The 14,583-nt window shown below is 72.4% G+C and carries 13 protein-coding genes and 1 riboswitch; of the genes, 6 read left to right on the forward strand and 7 right to left on the reverse strand.

What is annotated here, in order from left to right; translation table 11 throughout:
• Nucleotides 1-134 precede the first annotated feature (134 nt).
• Together ACFC0G_RS16310 and ACFC0G_RS16315 are read right to left on the reverse strand one after the other, a co-directional pair.
• Nucleotides 135-467 carry a putative quinol monooxygenase gene (locus tag ACFC0G_RS16310; protein ID WP_376403523.1) on the reverse strand — a complete coding sequence of 111 codons (333 nt, stop codon included), beginning with the start codon at nt 465-467 and terminating at the stop codon, nt 135-137.
• A gap of 45 nt (nt 468-512) precedes the next feature.
• Nucleotides 513-1,337, reverse strand: a complete 825-nt coding sequence (locus ACFC0G_RS16315) for an IclR family transcriptional regulator (RefSeq protein ID WP_376403525.1) — start codon at nt 1,335-1,337, stop codon at nt 513-515.
• Between the two features lie 172 nt (nt 1,338-1,509).
• On the opposite strand from ACFC0G_RS16315, the gene ACFC0G_RS16320 reads away from it, so the two are divergent.
• The 5 genes from ACFC0G_RS16320 to ACFC0G_RS16340 all read left to right on the forward strand — a co-directional run bounded on the left by ACFC0G_RS16320 (nt 1,510) and on the right by ACFC0G_RS16340 (nt 8,077).
• Nucleotides 1,510-3,249 carry a VanW family protein gene (locus ACFC0G_RS16320; protein ID WP_376403527.1) on the forward strand — a complete coding sequence of 580 codons (1,740 nt, stop codon included), beginning with the start codon at nt 1,510-1,512 and terminating at the stop codon, nt 3,247-3,249.
• Between the two features lie 118 nt (nt 3,250-3,367).
• Complete coding sequence (locus ACFC0G_RS16325; protein ID WP_376403529.1) at nt 3,368-4,399, forward strand: serine hydrolase domain-containing protein; 1,032 nt, start codon at nt 3,368-3,370, stop codon at nt 4,397-4,399.
• Nucleotides 4,400-4,533: 134 nt separating this feature from the next.
• Nucleotides 4,534-5,226, forward strand: a complete 693-nt coding sequence (locus ACFC0G_RS16330) for a GNAT family N-acetyltransferase (RefSeq protein ID WP_376403532.1) — start codon at nt 4,534-4,536, stop codon at nt 5,224-5,226.
• A gap of 27 nt (nt 5,227-5,253) precedes the next feature.
• Complete coding sequence (locus ACFC0G_RS16335) at nt 5,254-6,699, forward strand: glyceraldehyde-3-phosphate dehydrogenase (protein ID WP_376403534.1); 1,446 nt, start codon at nt 5,254-5,256, stop codon at nt 6,697-6,699.
• 91 nt (nt 6,700-6,790) lie between these two features.
• A riboswitch (ZMP/ZTP riboswitch) is annotated at nt 6,791-6,885 on the forward strand.
• Nucleotides 6,886-6,919: 34 nt separating this feature from the next.
• Complete coding sequence (locus ACFC0G_RS16340) at nt 6,920-8,077, forward strand: phosphoribosylaminoimidazolecarboxamide formyltransferase (protein ID WP_376403536.1); 1,158 nt, start codon at nt 6,920-6,922, stop codon at nt 8,075-8,077.
• A 55-nt stretch (nt 8,078-8,132) separates the two neighbouring features.
• Here the strand turns inward: ACFC0G_RS16340 and ACFC0G_RS16345 are convergent, their stop codons facing one another.
• Both ACFC0G_RS16345 and ACFC0G_RS16350 read right to left on the reverse strand, forming a co-directional pair.
• Nucleotides 8,133-9,821 carry a glycosyl hydrolase family 8 gene (locus ACFC0G_RS16345; RefSeq protein WP_376403538.1) on the reverse strand — a complete coding sequence of 563 codons (1,689 nt, stop codon included), beginning with the start codon at nt 9,819-9,821 and terminating at the stop codon, nt 8,133-8,135.
• 121 nt (nt 9,822-9,942) lie between these two features.
• The gene (locus ACFC0G_RS16350; RefSeq protein ID WP_376403540.1) at nt 9,943-11,157 is read right to left on the reverse strand and encodes a S8 family peptidase; all 1,215 of its coding nucleotides are present in this window, start codon (nt 11,155-11,157) and stop codon (nt 9,943-9,945) included.
• A 338-nt stretch (nt 11,158-11,495) separates the two neighbouring features.
• Here ACFC0G_RS16350 and ACFC0G_RS16355 point away from each other — a divergent pair, with 338 nt between their 5' ends.
• Nucleotides 11,496-11,987, forward strand: coding sequence for a GreA/GreB family elongation factor (locus ACFC0G_RS16355; RefSeq protein WP_376403542.1), 492 nt, complete (start codon nt 11,496-11,498; stop codon nt 11,985-11,987).
• On the opposite strand, the gene ACFC0G_RS16360 is transcribed toward ACFC0G_RS16355, so the two are convergent.
• Genes ACFC0G_RS16360 through ACFC0G_RS16370 form a run of 3 tightly spaced genes read right to left on the reverse strand, consistent with a single transcriptional unit; the run spans nt 11,977 to nt 14,420 of the window.
• Nucleotides 11,977-12,612, reverse strand: a complete 636-nt coding sequence (locus tag ACFC0G_RS16360; protein ID WP_376403544.1) for a DUF1345 domain-containing protein — start codon at nt 12,610-12,612, stop codon at nt 11,977-11,979. The genes ACFC0G_RS16355 and ACFC0G_RS16360 overlap by 11 nt on opposite strands.
• A 3-nt stretch (nt 12,613-12,615) precedes the next feature.
• Nucleotides 12,616-13,428 carry a family 1 encapsulin nanocompartment shell protein gene (locus tag ACFC0G_RS16365; RefSeq protein WP_376403546.1) on the reverse strand — a complete coding sequence of 271 codons (813 nt, stop codon included), beginning with the start codon at nt 13,426-13,428 and terminating at the stop codon, nt 12,616-12,618.
• Nucleotides 13,425-14,420 (reverse strand): Dyp-type peroxidase, encoded by a 996-nt coding sequence (locus tag ACFC0G_RS16370; RefSeq protein WP_376403549.1) that lies wholly within the window; start codon nt 14,418-14,420, stop codon nt 13,425-13,427. Before ACFC0G_RS16370 ends, ACFC0G_RS16365 begins: the two co-directional genes overlap by 4 nt.
• Between the last annotated feature and the right edge of the window lie 163 nt (nt 14,421-14,583).

Raw genomic sequence — 14,583 nt, forward strand, 5'->3', positions numbered from 1 at the left:
TTCTCCCCTCGGGCCGCCGCCCCGCCTGCGTTTCCCGCGAACCTATCAGGCGGGACGGCGGCGGCCCGGGGCGTCGGGCCGGGGGGTGTGCGGGACCGGTCGGGGCCGGTCCGGCCCCGACCGCAGGACACCCCCTAGGGGGTGTCGGTCGGGGTGAGTTCGGCCATGGCGCCCCAGCCCTGCTGCGGGACCTCGACGTTGATGATCTCGGGGGTGGTGGCGATGGCTCCGGCCATGGCGGCGAGGCCGGCAGTGAAGTGGGCGGAGGAGACGTGGGCGGCGCCGGCCTCGGCGTCGGCGAACGCCTCCAGGAGAACGAAGACGTTCGGGTCGTCGACGCTGCGGGACCAGTCGAAGAAGAGGTTGCCGGGCTCCTCGCGGGTGGCGCGGGTGAAGTCGGCGACCAGGTCGAGCCAGCGGTCGGCGTGGTCGGGGCGGGCGGTGAAGCGGACGGCGATGAAGATCATGCGTCCACCTTGCGGCGGTCCCGCCCGGTCGGCCAGCCGGGCCGGTCAGGATTCCGGCAGGGCCGGAAACTCGGGTACGGCGCGGGCGAGCGCCGCCCGGATCTCTCCCTGCCGCCGTCCGAAGTCGGCGGTGGGGAGCGAGACGGAGAGCGCGTGCACGATGCCGTCGCCGCGCTCGGGCAGGGCCACGGCGAGGCAGGTGTAGGCGAGGTCCACCTCCCCCACCGACACGGCGAATCCCTGGCCGCGCACCCGGGCGGCCTCCGCCTCGAACCGCTCGGCGCTGGTGATGGTCCGCTCGGTGAAGCGGGCCATGCCGTGCTCCGCGAGGTAGCGGCGGCGCAGGGGGCGCGGGAGCGCGGCGAGGAGCGCCTTGCCGTGGGCGGTGGCGTGCGCCCGGTCCTCGGGGCCCGGGGTGAAGGGGTGGGTGGCGTCGGTCACCGGGGCGGTGGTGTCGACGACGGTGATCAGGCCGTCGCGGTAGGCCGTGTGGTACGCCTCCGCTCCCGTGGCGCGTCGCAGCCGGCCGAGGAGCTCGCCGGTGCCGGCGCCGAGGCCGTGGTGGCGCTGGTGGGAGCGGTGGAGGGCGGGGACGCGGGGCCCGGGTGCGTACCCCTCGGCGGTGCGGACGAGGTAGCCGCGGGCGAGCAGGGGCCCGGTGACGTGGTAGACGGTCGAGAGGGCGCAGCCGAGCCGCCGGGCCAGCGTCTTCGCCCCGACGGGCCGGTCGGCGTCCGCGACGGCGTCGAGCACGGCGAGGGCCCGGTCGACGGACTGGGGGCCGGGACTCGGGCTGGGGCTTGGGCTGGGGCTGGGGCCCAGGCCCGGGCTCGGCGCGGGGCCCGGGCTCGGGCTCGGGGTGGCGGGCATCGTTCCAGCTTAGGCGGCCCCGTGCGGCCACCCTCTCCTTACCCCGGAACACTCCGTACCGCTTCCGCCTCGCTCCGTATCCCCGCAGGTCACCACAGCTTTATGTGCATTTGACACTCTTTCGGCGTACCGTCGTGGAGATCCCTCCATCCTCGACGCCCCGGGAGAGCGTGTGCCCCGCTCCAGGACCGACCATGCCCCGACGCCCCGCGAGGGGCGCAGTCCGCGCCTCCGGACGGCGGCGATCGCGACGGGTGTGGTCGCCGTCGCCGCGGGCGGACTGTACGTGGCGGGACTGGTCACGACCGGGGACGACATATCCGCCGGCACCAGCGTCGCGGGCGTGGACGTGGGCGGCATGAGCCGCGCCGAGGCGCAGGCGAAGCTCGCGGCCGAGGCCCCGGCCTCTTGGAGCGCGCCGATACCCGTGCAGGTGGGCGACCGCGCCGCGACCGTCTCCCCCGCCGCCGCGGGCCTGGCCGTGGACGTGGCGAAGACCGCCGACCTGGCGGCCGACCCGTCCCGCGACCCCGTGACGGTCATCGGCCGGCTCTTCTCCTCGGGCGAGCGCGAGATCCAGCCGGTGTTCTCCTACGACGAGGCCAAGGCGAAGGCCGTCGTGGACGAGCTGGCCGAGAAGAACGACCGGAAGGTCCGCGAGGGCTCCGTCGCCTTCCGCGACGGCGAGGCCGTCGCGACCCGGGCGGTGACCGGCCAGAAGCTGGACACCGGGCGGGCCGTCGAGAACATCCGAGCGGCCTATCCCGCCGCTTCGGGCGCCTCGCCCGTGACCCTCCCCGTCACCCTCACGGAACCGAAGCTGGGCGACTCCGAGGTCACCCGCTTCCTCGACTCCTACGCGAAGCCCGCCGTCTCGGGCCCGGTGACGCTGACGGCCGGCAGCGAGCGGCTGCGGATCTCCGCCGCCACGCTCGCCGACCACCTCTCCGTGAAGACCGAGCACGGCAGGCTCAGCCCCGCGCTCGACGCCGAGGCCCTCCTCCGCGACCCCGACGTCGCCCAGCCCCTCGCGGCCATGACGGGCGCGCCGGTGGAGGCGACCCTCGGCGTGCGGGACGGCAAGGTCGTCGTCGAGTCGGAGGGCAAGCCGGGGCAGGAGGTGACGGCGAAGGCCCTCGGCGACGCCGTGCGCCCGCTGCTCGCCAAGAACGGCGCCACGGCCCGTACGGCTCCGGTGGCCACCACGGTCACGCAGCCCCAGCTGACGGCCGACTCGCTGGCCCGCCTCGGCATCACCGAGCAGATGTCGACCTTCACCGTCGACTTCCCGACCGCGCCCTACCGGACGACGAACATCGGCCGGGCCGCCGAGCTGATCAACGGCTCGGTCGTGCAGCCCGGCGAGGTGTGGAGCTTCAACGAGACGGTCGGCGAGCGCACCCCCGACAACGGTTTCGTGGACGGCACGATGATCCTCGACGGCCAGTACCGGTCCGCGCCCGGCGGCGGCGTGTCGGCCATGGCGACCACCGTCTTCAACGCGATGTTCTTCGCCGGTGTGAAGCCCGTCGAGTACGGCGCCCACTCCTTCTACATCGAGCGCTACCCCGCCGGCCGCGAGGCCACCGTCGCCTGGGGCAGCCTGGACCTGAAGTTCCGCAACGACTCGGGCAAGCCGATCTACATCAAGGCCGGCGCGACGGACTCCTCGGTCACCGTGAGCTTCCTCGGGACGAAGAAGTACGACTCCGTGGAGGCGGTGGCCGGCCCGCGCACCAACCTCACGGAGCCCGCGAAGCGCGAGGGCACCGGCGAGGCCTGCATGCCGCAGGAGCCCCTCGAGGGCTTCGACATCTCGGTGGACCGGGTCTTCAAGAACGACGGCGTCGAGGTGAAGCGCGAGGCCTTCAAGACCCACTACACCCCGCGTGACGAGGTCACCTGCAAGTGAACTCCTGGGACAGGAGCTGACGGAAGGGTGTCTTCCCCACCTGCCCGGGCATGACTCCGGAGCGCGGCCCGTCGACCCCCCGGGGACGGGGGCGCACCGACCCCGCCGGAGGCACGCCTTGGCCCAGCGCAGCGACCCCTTCGAACGGCTCCTCGACGACGGTGTGCGCGCGGGCGTGTACCCCGGGGCGGTGTGGGCCGTGGGCGACGCCCGGACGACCCTCTCCGAGGGGGCCGTCGGCGTGCTCGATCCCGCGCGGCCCGGCGAGCCGACGCTCCCGGACACGCTCTTCGACGTCGCGAGCCTGACCAAGATCCTCGCGGCCTGGGCCGTGGTCGGCACCCTCGTCGACGCGGGGAAGCTGGACCCGGGCGCGCCGCTCGGCTCGTACTGGCCGGAGGCCACGGGGCGGCCCCTCGCCGGCGTCACGGCCCTGAACCTCCTCACCCACACCGCCGGGCTGCCGCTGCGCGCCAATCTGCGGCCCCTGTACGGCTCCGACCCGCAGGACGTCCGGGACGGGGTCCTCGCCGAGCCCCTGCGGCACCGGCCCGGGGAGGCCGTCGCGTACACCGACCGGGCGGCGCTGCTCCTCGGCTACCTCGCCGAGCACCTCACGCGCCTGCCGCTGACCCGGCTCGCCCAGGACCGGGTCTGGACGCCGCTCGGCATGACGGAGACCCGGTACGGACCGCTGCCCGCCGCACTCGGGGAGCGCTGCGCTCCCACCGAGTACGACGAGGAGAGCGGCGCGCCCCTGCGGGGGACCGTGCACGACTTCTCGGCCCGGCTGCTCGGCGGCGCCTGCGGGATCGCCGGGGTCTTCACCACCGCCGGCGACGTCGGCCGGTTCCTGCGGCACCTCCTCGTCCCGGTGCCCGGGACCTTCTCCGCCGAGTGGACGGCGGCCTCGCTGCGCGTCCGCACCGGCGCGCTCACCCCGCCGCGCGGCCTCTTCTGGCACCCGGCGCCCGGCACGGACCCGGCGGACGACGTCTGGGCGCACTTCGGCTTCACCGGCACGGGCCTGTGGGTCTCGCCCGCACGGGGCCGCTGGGCGGTCCTCCTCACGAACCGGCTGTACTTCACCCGGGACCCCGGCCCGCTGGCCCGCGTCCGTGACGCCTTCCGCACACGCGCACTCCCCTGAGCTGCCCCCGATCGGCCCCGATCGGCCTCCCGCTCAGCCCCTGAAACAGGGATGCCCCCACGGCCGGAGTCTGCGATTCTGCTCGCCGCTGGGTGATGTTCGACGAACTCGACACGTACACGGGGTGCGGATCCATGGGTTTCACGCTGGAAGGGCCGGTTCTGGAGGGCGCGTTCGTGCGCCTGGAGCCGCTGGGGCACCAGCACGCCGCCGGTCTGGCCGAGGCCGCCGGGGAGAGCCGGGACTCGTACGGCTTCACCTGGGTGCCCGGGCCGGAGGAGACGGCGGCGTACATCGAGACGCAGCTCGGCCGCGCCGCCGAGGGCAGCCTCGCCCCGTACGCGCAGGTGGACGTGGCGAGCGGCCGGGTGGTCGGCGCCACCTCGTTCTGGGATCCGCGTTTCTGGCCGTCCGGTGACCGCCTCTGCGCGATCGAGATCGGCTTCACCTGGCTCGCGGCCTCCGCCCAGGGGACGGGCGTGAACGCCGAGGCCAAGTACCTGCTCTTCCGGCACGCCTTCGAGAGCTGGGGCGTGGGCCGGGTCGACCTCAAGACGGACGCGCGCAACGCCCGCTCCCGGGCGGCGATCGAGCGGGTGGGCGCCGCCTTCGAGGGCGTTCTGCGGAGCTCGGCCCCGTCCCGGGTCCCGGGCGAGGAGGACCGCCTCCGCGACTCCGCCGTCTACTCGATCGTGGCCGAGGAGTGGCCCGAGCGCCGGGCGGCTCTGGAGGAGCGGCTGGCGCGGGTCCGCGAGCGGCGAACGGGGGCGGAGCGTGGGATGCGCCACCCCTCTGAAGCACCGCACAGACCTGGGGTTACCATATGAGCGCCGCCTAGCTCGAAAGATAAACTTGTGACTGTCAATGACGACTCGTTCACCAGCTGGAAGAACCGCGAGGAGATCGCGGAGTCGATGATCCCGATCATCGGGAAGCTGCACCGGGAGCAGGACGTCACCGTCCTGGTCCACAGCCGCTCCCTGGTGAACAAGTCGGTGGTCAGCATCCTCAAGACCCACCGCTTCGCCCGGCAGATCGACGGCGAGGAGCTCTCGGTCACCGAGACGCTCCCGTTCCTCCAGACGCTCACGACCCTCGACCTGGGCCCGTGCCAGATCGACATCGGCGTGCTGGCCGCGGACTACAAGACCGACGACCGCGGTATGACCGTGGCCGAGTTCACCGCACAGGCCGTCGCCGGCGCCATCGGCGAGAACAAGATCGAGCGCCGTGACGGACGCGACGTCGTCCTCTACGGCTTCGGCCGCATCGGCCGCCTCGTCGCCCGCCTCCTCATCGAGAAGGCCGGCTCCGGCAACGGTCTGCGCCTGCGGGCCATCGTCGTCCGCGGCGGCGGCGACCAGGATCTCGTGAAGCGCGCCTCGCTGCTGCGCCGCGACTCGATCCACGGCCAGTTCCAGGGCACGATCACGGTCGACGAGGCGAACAGCACGATCGTCGCCAACGGCAACACGATCAAGGTGATCTACGCCAACGACCCCTCCGAGGTCGACTACACGGCGTACGGCATCGAGAACGCCATCCTCATCGACAACACCGGCAAGTGGCGCGACCGCGAGGGCCTCTCCAAGCACCTGCGCCCCGGCATCGACAAGGTCGTCCTGACCGCGCCCGGCAAGGGCGACGTGCCCAACATCGTCCACGGTGTGAACCACGAGACGGTCAAGCCGGACGAGAAGATCCTGTCCTGCGCGTCCTGCACGACCAACGCGATCGTCCCGCCGCTGAAGGCGATGGACGACGAGTACGGCGTGCTCCGCGGCCACGTCGAGACGGTCCACTCGTTCACGAACGACCAGAACCTGCTCGACAACTACCACAAGGCCGACCGTCGCGGCCGCTCGGCGCCGCTGAACATGGTGATCACCGAGACCGGTGCCGCCTCGGCCGTCGCCAAGGCGCTGCCGGACCTCAAGGCCCCGATCACCGGCAGCTCCATCCGCGTGCCCGTGCCGGACGTCTCGATCGCCATCCTGAGCCTGCGCCTGGGCCGCGAGACCACCCGCGAAGAGGTCCTGGAGTACCTCCGCGACGTCTCGCTGCACTCGCCGCTCAAGCGTCAGATCGACTTCACCACGGCCCCCGACGCCGTCTCGATGGACTTCGTCGGCTCGCGCCACGCGTCGATCGTCGACGCCGGCGCGACCAAGGTCGACGGCGACAACGCGATCCTCTACCTGTGGTACGACAACGAGTTCGGCTACTCGTGCCAGGTCATCCGGGTCGTCCAGCACGTCTCCGGCGTGGAGTACCCGACCTTCCCGGTCCCGGCGGTCTGATCCCCCGGAGTCCGAACGCACGGCCGCGCGCCGCACGTCTCCCGTACGGGGAGTGGTGCGGCGCGCCGCGTTTCCGCCGTACGGGTAGCATCGTGCCCGCCGCGACTGGCGAAGGTGGATCACCACCGGGGAGCGGCAGTTCGGCCTGTTCTTCCCGCGTGCGCGTCGACCGCCTGGGCGCCTGCGTCAGTGATGTCCCGCTGACCCAGGAGGTCTTGAGATGGAACTGCGTTACGGCATCAATCCCCAGCAGTTGGTGGCGACCACCACGCCGGTGGAGCCCGGGAGCCGGCCGGTCCGGGTGGTGAACGGCAGCCCGTCCTACATCAACCTCCTTGACGCGCTGAACAGTTGGCAGCTCGTACGGGACGCGAGCCGCGCCCTGGGACGGCCGGCCGCCGCGTCCTTCAAGCACGTCTCCCCGGCCGGCGCGGCGCTGGCAGGTCCGGTCGACGAGGTGACGGCCGAGGTGTACGGCGTGGACCGCGACCGCGTCGGCGCGCTCACCAGCGCCTATCTGCGGGCCCGTGACGCCGATCCGAAGTCCTCGTACGGCGACTTCGCCGCCGTCTCGCACCCGGTCGACACCGAACTCGCCGAGGTGCTGACCCGGGTGGTCTGCGACGGTGTCATCGCCCCCGGCTACGCCCCCGGCACCGTCGAGACGCTCAGCCGGAAGAAGAGCGGCCGCTTCCTGGTGATGGAGGCCGACGAGGCCTTCACCCCGCCGGGCCAGGAGGCCCGGGAGGTGTTCGGCATGCGGCTGACCCAGCAGCGCGACGACGTGCCGCTCTCCCCCGCCCTCCTGGACGACGTCGTCTGCGGTGACCTCACCGCCCAAGCCGCGGAGGACCTGCTGCTCGGACTCGCGGTGCTGCGCTACACCCAGTCCAACTCGGTCTGTTACGTACGCGACGGGGTCACGCTCGGGATCGGCGCCGGGCAGCAGTCCCGGGTGGACTGCACCCGGCTGGCGGGCGCGAAGACCGACACGTGGTGGCTGCGCCGCCACCCCGCCGTCCGCGCGCTCGCCTTCCGGCCGGGCGTCCGCCGGCAGGACCGGATCAACTGGCGGATCCGGTACGTCGAGGGCGACCTCACCCCGGACGAGCGCGCGCGCCTGTCCGAGGTCCTGTCCGTGCCCGCCCCCGACCTGACCGACCGCCGGCGCGCCGAGTGGCTCGCGGAGCTGACCGGGGTGGCGTTCGCCTCGGACGGCGCGCTGCCCTTCCGCGACAACGTCGACCACGCGCACCGGCACGGTGTCGGCTTCATCGCCGAACCCGGCGGGTCGATCCGCTCCGCCGACGTGGAGGACGCCTGCCGCGAGCACGGCATCACACTCGCCCGCACCGGACTGCGGCTCTTCCACCACTGATCTGCACGGCGCGCCCTACCGGCCTACGGGCCTGCCGACCTACGGGCCTACGGGCCTACGGGACCCAGTGGTTCCCCGAGGCCGTGATCATGACCTGGAGCTGGATGCTGGCCGAGAAGTAGCTGCTCGTGTCGACCGGCGTGGTCAGCATCTTGTTCCAGAGGGCGTCCAGCCAGGCCTGGCTGCCCGGGTCGGTCATGGCCGCGACGGCGAACGGCGCGAAGAAGGCGGCCTCGCTGCCCGCCGAGATCTGGGTGCCGTTGAGCTTGTAGCCGATGGCGATCTTGTTCGGGTCGCCGCCGGTCTTCGTCTTGATCCAGCTGTTGACCTTCCGCGCGGCGGCGAGCGAGGCCGCGTCCCCGCTGGTCACCGCGTCGTCCGCGATGCGCCACGGGGTACGACACGCGTTCCACCAGTACGCGCCGTCGTTCGGGTCCTCCAGGACCTGGCCGGGGGCGGGCTTGGGCGTGGTGTTCGTGTCGACGACGAAGTCGGGCAGTAGGCCGGTGCCGGAGGCGTACGTCGACTGGAGCCGCGTGATCTGGGTCTGGTGCGCGCTGCGCACGGCGTCCCAGGTCGTGTCGCCGGAGGCCGTACGGAAGGCGCGGAAGTGGTCGACCATCCAGTCCGAGGTGCGGGAGATGTAGTAGTACTGGTCGCCCGAGCTGCTCCAGTCGCCCAGCTTCAGGAGCTTGGTCGTCGCGTTGACCTCGTCCTTCTTGATCGCGGCGATGTGCTTGAGCGCGAGGTCCTTGTAGTTGTACGTGCCGGCGCTGCCCCACTGCTTGTCGGCGAGGAGCAGTCCGTAGGCCACGTCCATGTCGCCGTCGGTGGCGCCGTCGCCGCCGTTGACGCTCTTGCAGGCGACGTCCTGTTCGGCCGCGAGGAGGTTCGGGTTGACCGAGGACGGGTGGTCGATCTTCCACTTCACGAGACCGTCGAAGATCTTCTTCGCGTCGGGGTCGGCGCCGGCCATGGTCGCGGTGACGACCATGCCGTATCCCTGGGCCTCGGCGACGTACGGGTGGTCGGCGTCGGGCGAGATGATCTGGTACCAGCCGTTGCCGCAGTTCTGCCGGACGAAGGCGGCCTTCCACTTGTTGTAGTACTCGACGACCTTCTGGTCGATCGCGGCCTGGGTGCCGGAGGGCTTCAGCGTGCCGGCGGCGTAGGGCTTGAGGTGGCTGCCGAAGGGGACGGCCGGCCCGCCGGGGACGCCGCCGCCGCTCGGGGCGCCGTAGACCTCGAACTCCCAGAGGGAGTAGCCGTACGACGTGCCGCGTGCGGTCCCCTGCATGCGCACGTACCGGCCGCTGCCGGAGACCGTGAGGTCGTCGACGGCTCCGTCGCCGGTCGTGGTCGTGTAGACGTCGGTCCAGGTCGACCCGTCGGCCGAGGTCTGGATCCGGTACGCCTTGCCGTAGGCGGCCTCCCAGTTGAGCTTCACCCGGGAGACGGTGTGCGTCGCGCCGAGGTCGATGCGGACCCACTGCGGGTCGACGCCTTCCACGCTGGCCCAGCGGGTGGTGGTGCTGCCGTCCGCGGCCAGGCCGGGCTCGAACCCGGATCCCTCGACGGACGAGGCCGTCACCGGCTTTCCGACGGAGACCAGGCTGTCGGCGGCGGCCGCCCGTTCCTGTGCGCGGGGCTGGGTCTGTGGTTGTGCCAGTGCCTGCGGCACCGATGTCAGGGGCAGCACCAGCAGTCCGGCGAGCCCGAGAAGCGAGACGCTTCGTCGACGCATGACAACTCCCTTTCCTTCATGGCTCATTCATCCAATGGTTAGGAAGTTTTCCTAACCATTGAGCCGCGAGGGTAGAGAGGGTCGGGGGCCCGCGCAAGACCCCCGACCGTTCACATGCGGGTTACGGGACGATCCGCAGGAGGCGGTTGGGCGAGCCGCTGCCCGGGCTGGTCACCTTGTTCGGGGTCGCGCCGTTCACCAGAGCCGTCGCGACCTGCGCCGGAGTGGCGGAGGGGTGCCCCGCGAGGTAGACGGCGGCGGCGCCCGCGACGTGCGGGGTGGCCATGGAGGTGCCCGAGATCGTGTTGGTGGCGGTGTCGCTCGTGTTCCAGCCCGCGGTGATCGACACGCCGGGGGCGAAGAGGTCGAGCACCGAGCCGTAGTTGGACCAGCTCGCCTTGGCGTCCGTGTTGCTCGTGGCGCCGACGGTGATGGCGGCCGCGACGCGGGCGGGCGACGAGGAGGACGCGTTGACACCGGAGTTGCCCGCGGCGACGGCGTAGGTGACGCCGTCCGCGATGGAGTTCTTCACCGCGTTGTCGAGGGCGGTGGAGGCGCCGCCGCCGAGCGAGAGGTTGGCGACGGCCGGGGCCCCCGCCGTGTGGTGGGAGGTGACCCAGTCGATGCCCGCGATGACGCCGGCGGTGGTGCCGGATCCGGCGTTGTCGAGCACGCGGACGGCGACGATCTTCGCGGCCTTGGCCACGCCGTACGTCGATCCCGCGATGGTGGTGGCGACGTGCGTGCCGTGTCCGTTGCCGTCCTGGGCGACCGTGTCGCCGTCGACCGCGTCGTACCCGTTCACGGCCCGTCCGCCGAGCTGCGCGTGCGAGATGCGGACGCCGGTGTCGATGACGTACGCGGTGACGCCGCCGCCCGCCGTGTCGGGGTACGTGAACGAGCCGTCGAGCGGCAGGTTCGCCTGGTCGATGCGGTCCAGGCCCCAGGGGGCGTTGGTCTGCGTCGCGTCGGCGCGGAAGATCTGGTTCTGCTCGACGGAGGCGACGGCGGGGTCGGCGGCGAGGCGGCGGGCCTCCGTCGCGCCGAGGGTGGCCGTGTAGCCGTTGAGGGCGGAGCCGAAGGTCTTGCGGACCGTGCCGCCGTAACCGGCTATCAGGGTCCGGCCCTTGGCGGACGCGGCCGTGAAGCCCGCGCCCTGCTTGAGGGTGACGATGTAGCTGCCGGGCACCGCGTCGGCCGAACCGGCCGCGAGGACGACGCCCTCGGCGGGGGCCGCCTGGGCGGGGACGGCGGCGAAGGTGCCGAGCAGGGCGGCCGCGGTCGCGGCGGACACGGTGAGCGCGAGCCGGGCCTTGGTGTGCTGCGGGAGTGCCATACGAGGGAGTCCTCCTCTTCGGCGTCGCGCCTCGTGTGGGGCGGCGCGACTGTGGGGGGCGCGTGTCGGTCACACGCACGGACCGGAGCCGTGTGTGCGCTCCGGGTGATCAGCAGCCTGGCCGGTCTACGGGCGTAGCTCAAGGGAGTTGGGGGCTTGTCATGCATCTGCCATACTCCTGCAATCGAAATCCCGTCGAACCCCCAGAAAACACCCGCCTCCTGACGGCGGGTCGAGCATGGCGGAATGTTCTGATTGCTCAGATTGCCCTGATACCTTCGGCTTGCCGTGACCGATGCGCGGCACGCATCCGTGCCGCCCGCCCGACGGGATCAGACATGACCGGTGGACCCGAGCCCCTCAGCGATGTCGCCCGTGCGGCGTTCGCGCGCGAACTCGCCGACCTGCGCACCGAACGCGAGACGGTCGCCGTGACCCTGCGCGACGGCGGCGGCGATCAGGTCGGCGACCGCGCCGACCAGGCCGACGAGCTGCAACGCGTCACGGAGCTCCAGCGCCTGGACGCCCGTATCGCCGAGATCGAGGGCAGGCTGCGCGAGGGCGCCGTCGCCGGCCCGCCGAGCACCGACACGGTCGGCGTCGGCAGCACCGTGACCGTGCGGTTCGCGGACGCCACGGAGACGACCGTCCAGATCGGCGAGGTCGCCGAGGTCCTGGACGCGACCATGGTCACCGCCGACAGCCCGCTCGGCCGCGCACTGCTCGGCCGCCGCGCCGGCGACACCGTCACGTACGACACGCCCGGGGGCCGGGCCGACGCGGTCGTGGTGTCGCTGGGTGGCGGGGAGGGCGGGGCGGTCAGCCCGTGACGATGCCGGTCACCAGGTTGATGGTGGTGGCGAGGATGCTGGCTCCGAAGACGTACGACAGCAGGCAGTGCCGGAGGACGATCGCGCGGAGCGACGACTTCGAGACGTTGGTGTCGGAGACCTGGTAGGTCATGCCGAGGTTGAAGCTGAAGTACAGGAAGTCGCTGTACCGCGGCGGGTCGTCGGTGTTGAAGTCGATTCCGCCGCCGGGTTCCAGGGCGTAGTAGTCGTACGCGTAGCGCGTCGCGTACATCAGGTGGAGCGCCGCCCAGGCCATGAAGACGCCGCAGAGCGCCGTCGCGGCGGCGGCGTGGCCCAGGTTCGAGTGGCCCACCAGGAGCATCACGATGATGCCGACGAGACCGCACACGGCGGTCCCGACGACGACGATCTCCTCGACGAGGGGCCGGAACTCCTCCCGGCGGACGTTGCGATGGGTGGCGGCCGCGTCCATGGGCCAGAGCACGAGCCATCCCGCGACGACGAAGACCGTCTCCGCCGCGGCGATGCCGGCGAGGATGCCCAGCGGCGTCCTCGTCGTTCCGCCGACGGCCAGGCCGGCCGCCGCCCCGACCACCGTCGATCCGACGAGTCGCGGGACGGCATCGGCCAGCCGGCGGTTCACGGGTCAGGCCTCCAGGACGACCACGGCCTCGTCGGTGTAGGTGAGGAAGGTCAGCGTCTCCTGGAAGTACAGGTCGATGGTGTCCGCGTCGTGGCCCGTGTAGCCGATCGCCACGTCCTGGCCGAGCAGCAGCTCGAAGTCGCCGCCGCGGGTGGAGAGGACGAAGCCGCCGCTGAGGGCCGGCGCCCAGATCGGGGCGCCGTCGAGCATCCGGGCCAGGTGCGCGGCGATCGGATACCCGTGGTCGGAGGTCTCGCTGACCGCCCGGTACTCCTCGGCGCCGAGGAGCAGCGCGTACGGCCCGTCCACGCCGACGAGCCGCAGCTCCGTCAGGGCCCGGCTGACCGCGTCGGGGTAGTCGCGCGGCTCGGTGGGCAGCCGCAGCACCGGGTTGGACGAGCGGGAGCGCAGCCCGTCGACGCCGGCGGCGCCGTACCCGTCGAAGATGGTCCGGTCCTCGACGTACGCCATGGTGCGCGCCGCGTCCTTGACGGGCTGCCAGTCGGAGTCCTTGGAGCCGCGCTCGACGTCGTCCACGGCGGCCCGGGAGACGGAGAACGGCACCCGCAGTTCGACGATGGGCCTCGCCTCGCGCAGCCGCGCCGAGACGCCGGGCGCGGGCGGGTGGATGTCGGTCAGGTGGCCGACACCGACGGCGGCGAGCCCGGGGCCCGCCGGGTCGGGCACGTCGACGACGCGGCGGCCCGCGATGTGGCGCCGGAAGGTGCGCCGGGCCTCCTCCTCGATCTCCGCCCAGGCCGCGGGGGTGATCGGGGCGAGTTCCCGGTGCAGGTTGTTCGTCACGTCGGTCGTCATGACGCGGGGGCTCCTTTCAGGCTGCCGATGCCCAGGGAGTCCCCGGGGCTCGCGGCGGCCGCGGACGGGGCGGCGGGGAGGTCGTCGAGCAGGTCGGCGCTCGGCACGAAGAAGAGGCAGCCGGTGACGGCGCGGGAGAAGTCGAGGATGCGGTCGGTATTGCCGGGTGGATCCCCGAGGAACATGTTGCGCAGCATCCGCTCGGTGACGGCGGGCGAGCGGGCGTAGCCGATGAAGTAGGTGCCCAGCTCGCCGCTGCCGACCCGTCCGTACGGCATGTTCTGGCGCAGGATCTGCTGTTCGGCGCCGTCGTCGTCGACGACCGTGTTGAGGGCGACGTGCGAGTCGGCCGGCTTGACGCCGTCGGGCAGTTCGACGTTGGCCTGCTTGGTGCGGCCGATGACCCGCTCCTGCTCCTCGACGGTGAGGGAGTCCCAGGCCGTCATGTCGTGCACGTACCGCTGCACGACGACATAGCTTCCGCCCCGGAACTCCGGGTCCTCGTCGCCGATCTGCACCGCGTCGGCGGCGGCCTGGCCGGCGGGGTTCTCGCTGCCGTCGACGAAGCCGAGCAGGTCGCGCTCGTCGAAGTACGTGAAGCCGTGGACCTCGTCGACGACGGTCACCGCGCCGCCCAGCCGGTCCAGGATCAGCCGGGCCAGTTCGAAGCAGAGGTCCATGCGCCGCGCGCGCAGGTGGAACAGCAGGTCGCCCGGGGTGGCCGGCGCGCGGTGCCGGGGGCCGCGCAGGGCCGGGAAGGGGTGCAGGTCGCGCGGGCGCGGACCGCCGAAGAGCCGGTCCCAGGCCTCCGAGCCCACGCCTGCGACGCAGCGGAGCCCGGATTCGGGGGACCGGAACGCCACCGAACGGGTCAGCCCCGCCAGGTCCTGGAGTGCCTCCCGTACGGCCGCCTCCCCACCGGGGGCCACGGTGGCCACGAGGAAGACGGCCGCCGGGGCGGGCGGTGTGAGGACGGGCTGCGCGACGACCATGGGACTCCCGTCAAACGAGACAAGTAACCTCAAAAAGGATCAATGGGGCGGCGTCAGCGTATCCGCGCGCGGCCGGGACCGCTCGGCCGGACGGGAGCGGTCGGGCCGGACCGGAGCGCCCGGCCGGACGGGATCGCTTGGCCGGACGGAGGCACGGGAGGGG

The organism is Streptomyces sp. NPDC056169 (assembly GCF_042268445.1).
GTDB lineage: Bacteria > Actinomycetota > Actinomycetes > Streptomycetales > Streptomycetaceae > Streptomyces.

Excerpts from the sequence above, each read along its gene's own strand:
- ACFC0G_RS16345 (WP_376403538.1), bottom strand. The coding sequence starts at position 9,821 with ATGCGTCGACGAAGCGTCTCGCTTCTCGGGCTCGCCGGACTGCTGGTG.
- ACFC0G_RS16310 (WP_376403523.1), bottom strand. The coding sequence starts at position 467 with ATGATCTTCATCGCCGTCCGCTTCACCGCCCGCCCCGACCACGCCGAC.
- ACFC0G_RS16330 (WP_376403532.1), top strand. The coding sequence starts at position 4,534 with ATGGGTTTCACGCTGGAAGGGCCGGTTCTGGAGGGCGCGTTCGTGCGC.
- ACFC0G_RS16355 (WP_376403542.1), top strand. The coding sequence starts at position 11,496 with ATGACCGGTGGACCCGAGCCCCTCAGCGATGTCGCCCGTGCGGCGTTC.
- ACFC0G_RS16340 (WP_376403536.1), top strand. The coding sequence starts at position 6,920 with ATGGAACTGCGTTACGGCATCAATCCCCAGCAGTTGGTGGCGACCACC.
- ACFC0G_RS16315 (WP_376403525.1), bottom strand. The coding sequence starts at position 1,337 with ATGCCCGCCACCCCGAGCCCGAGCCCGGGCCCCGCGCCGAGCCCGGGC.
- ACFC0G_RS16350 (WP_376403540.1), bottom strand. The coding sequence starts at position 11,157 with ATGGCACTCCCGCAGCACACCAAGGCCCGGCTCGCGCTCACCGTGTCC.
- ACFC0G_RS16370 (WP_376403549.1), bottom strand. The coding sequence starts at position 14,420 with ATGGTCGTCGCGCAGCCCGTCCTCACACCGCCCGCCCCGGCGGCCGTC.
- ACFC0G_RS16365 (WP_376403546.1), bottom strand. The coding sequence starts at position 13,428 with ATGACGACCGACGTGACGAACAACCTGCACCGGGAACTCGCCCCGATC.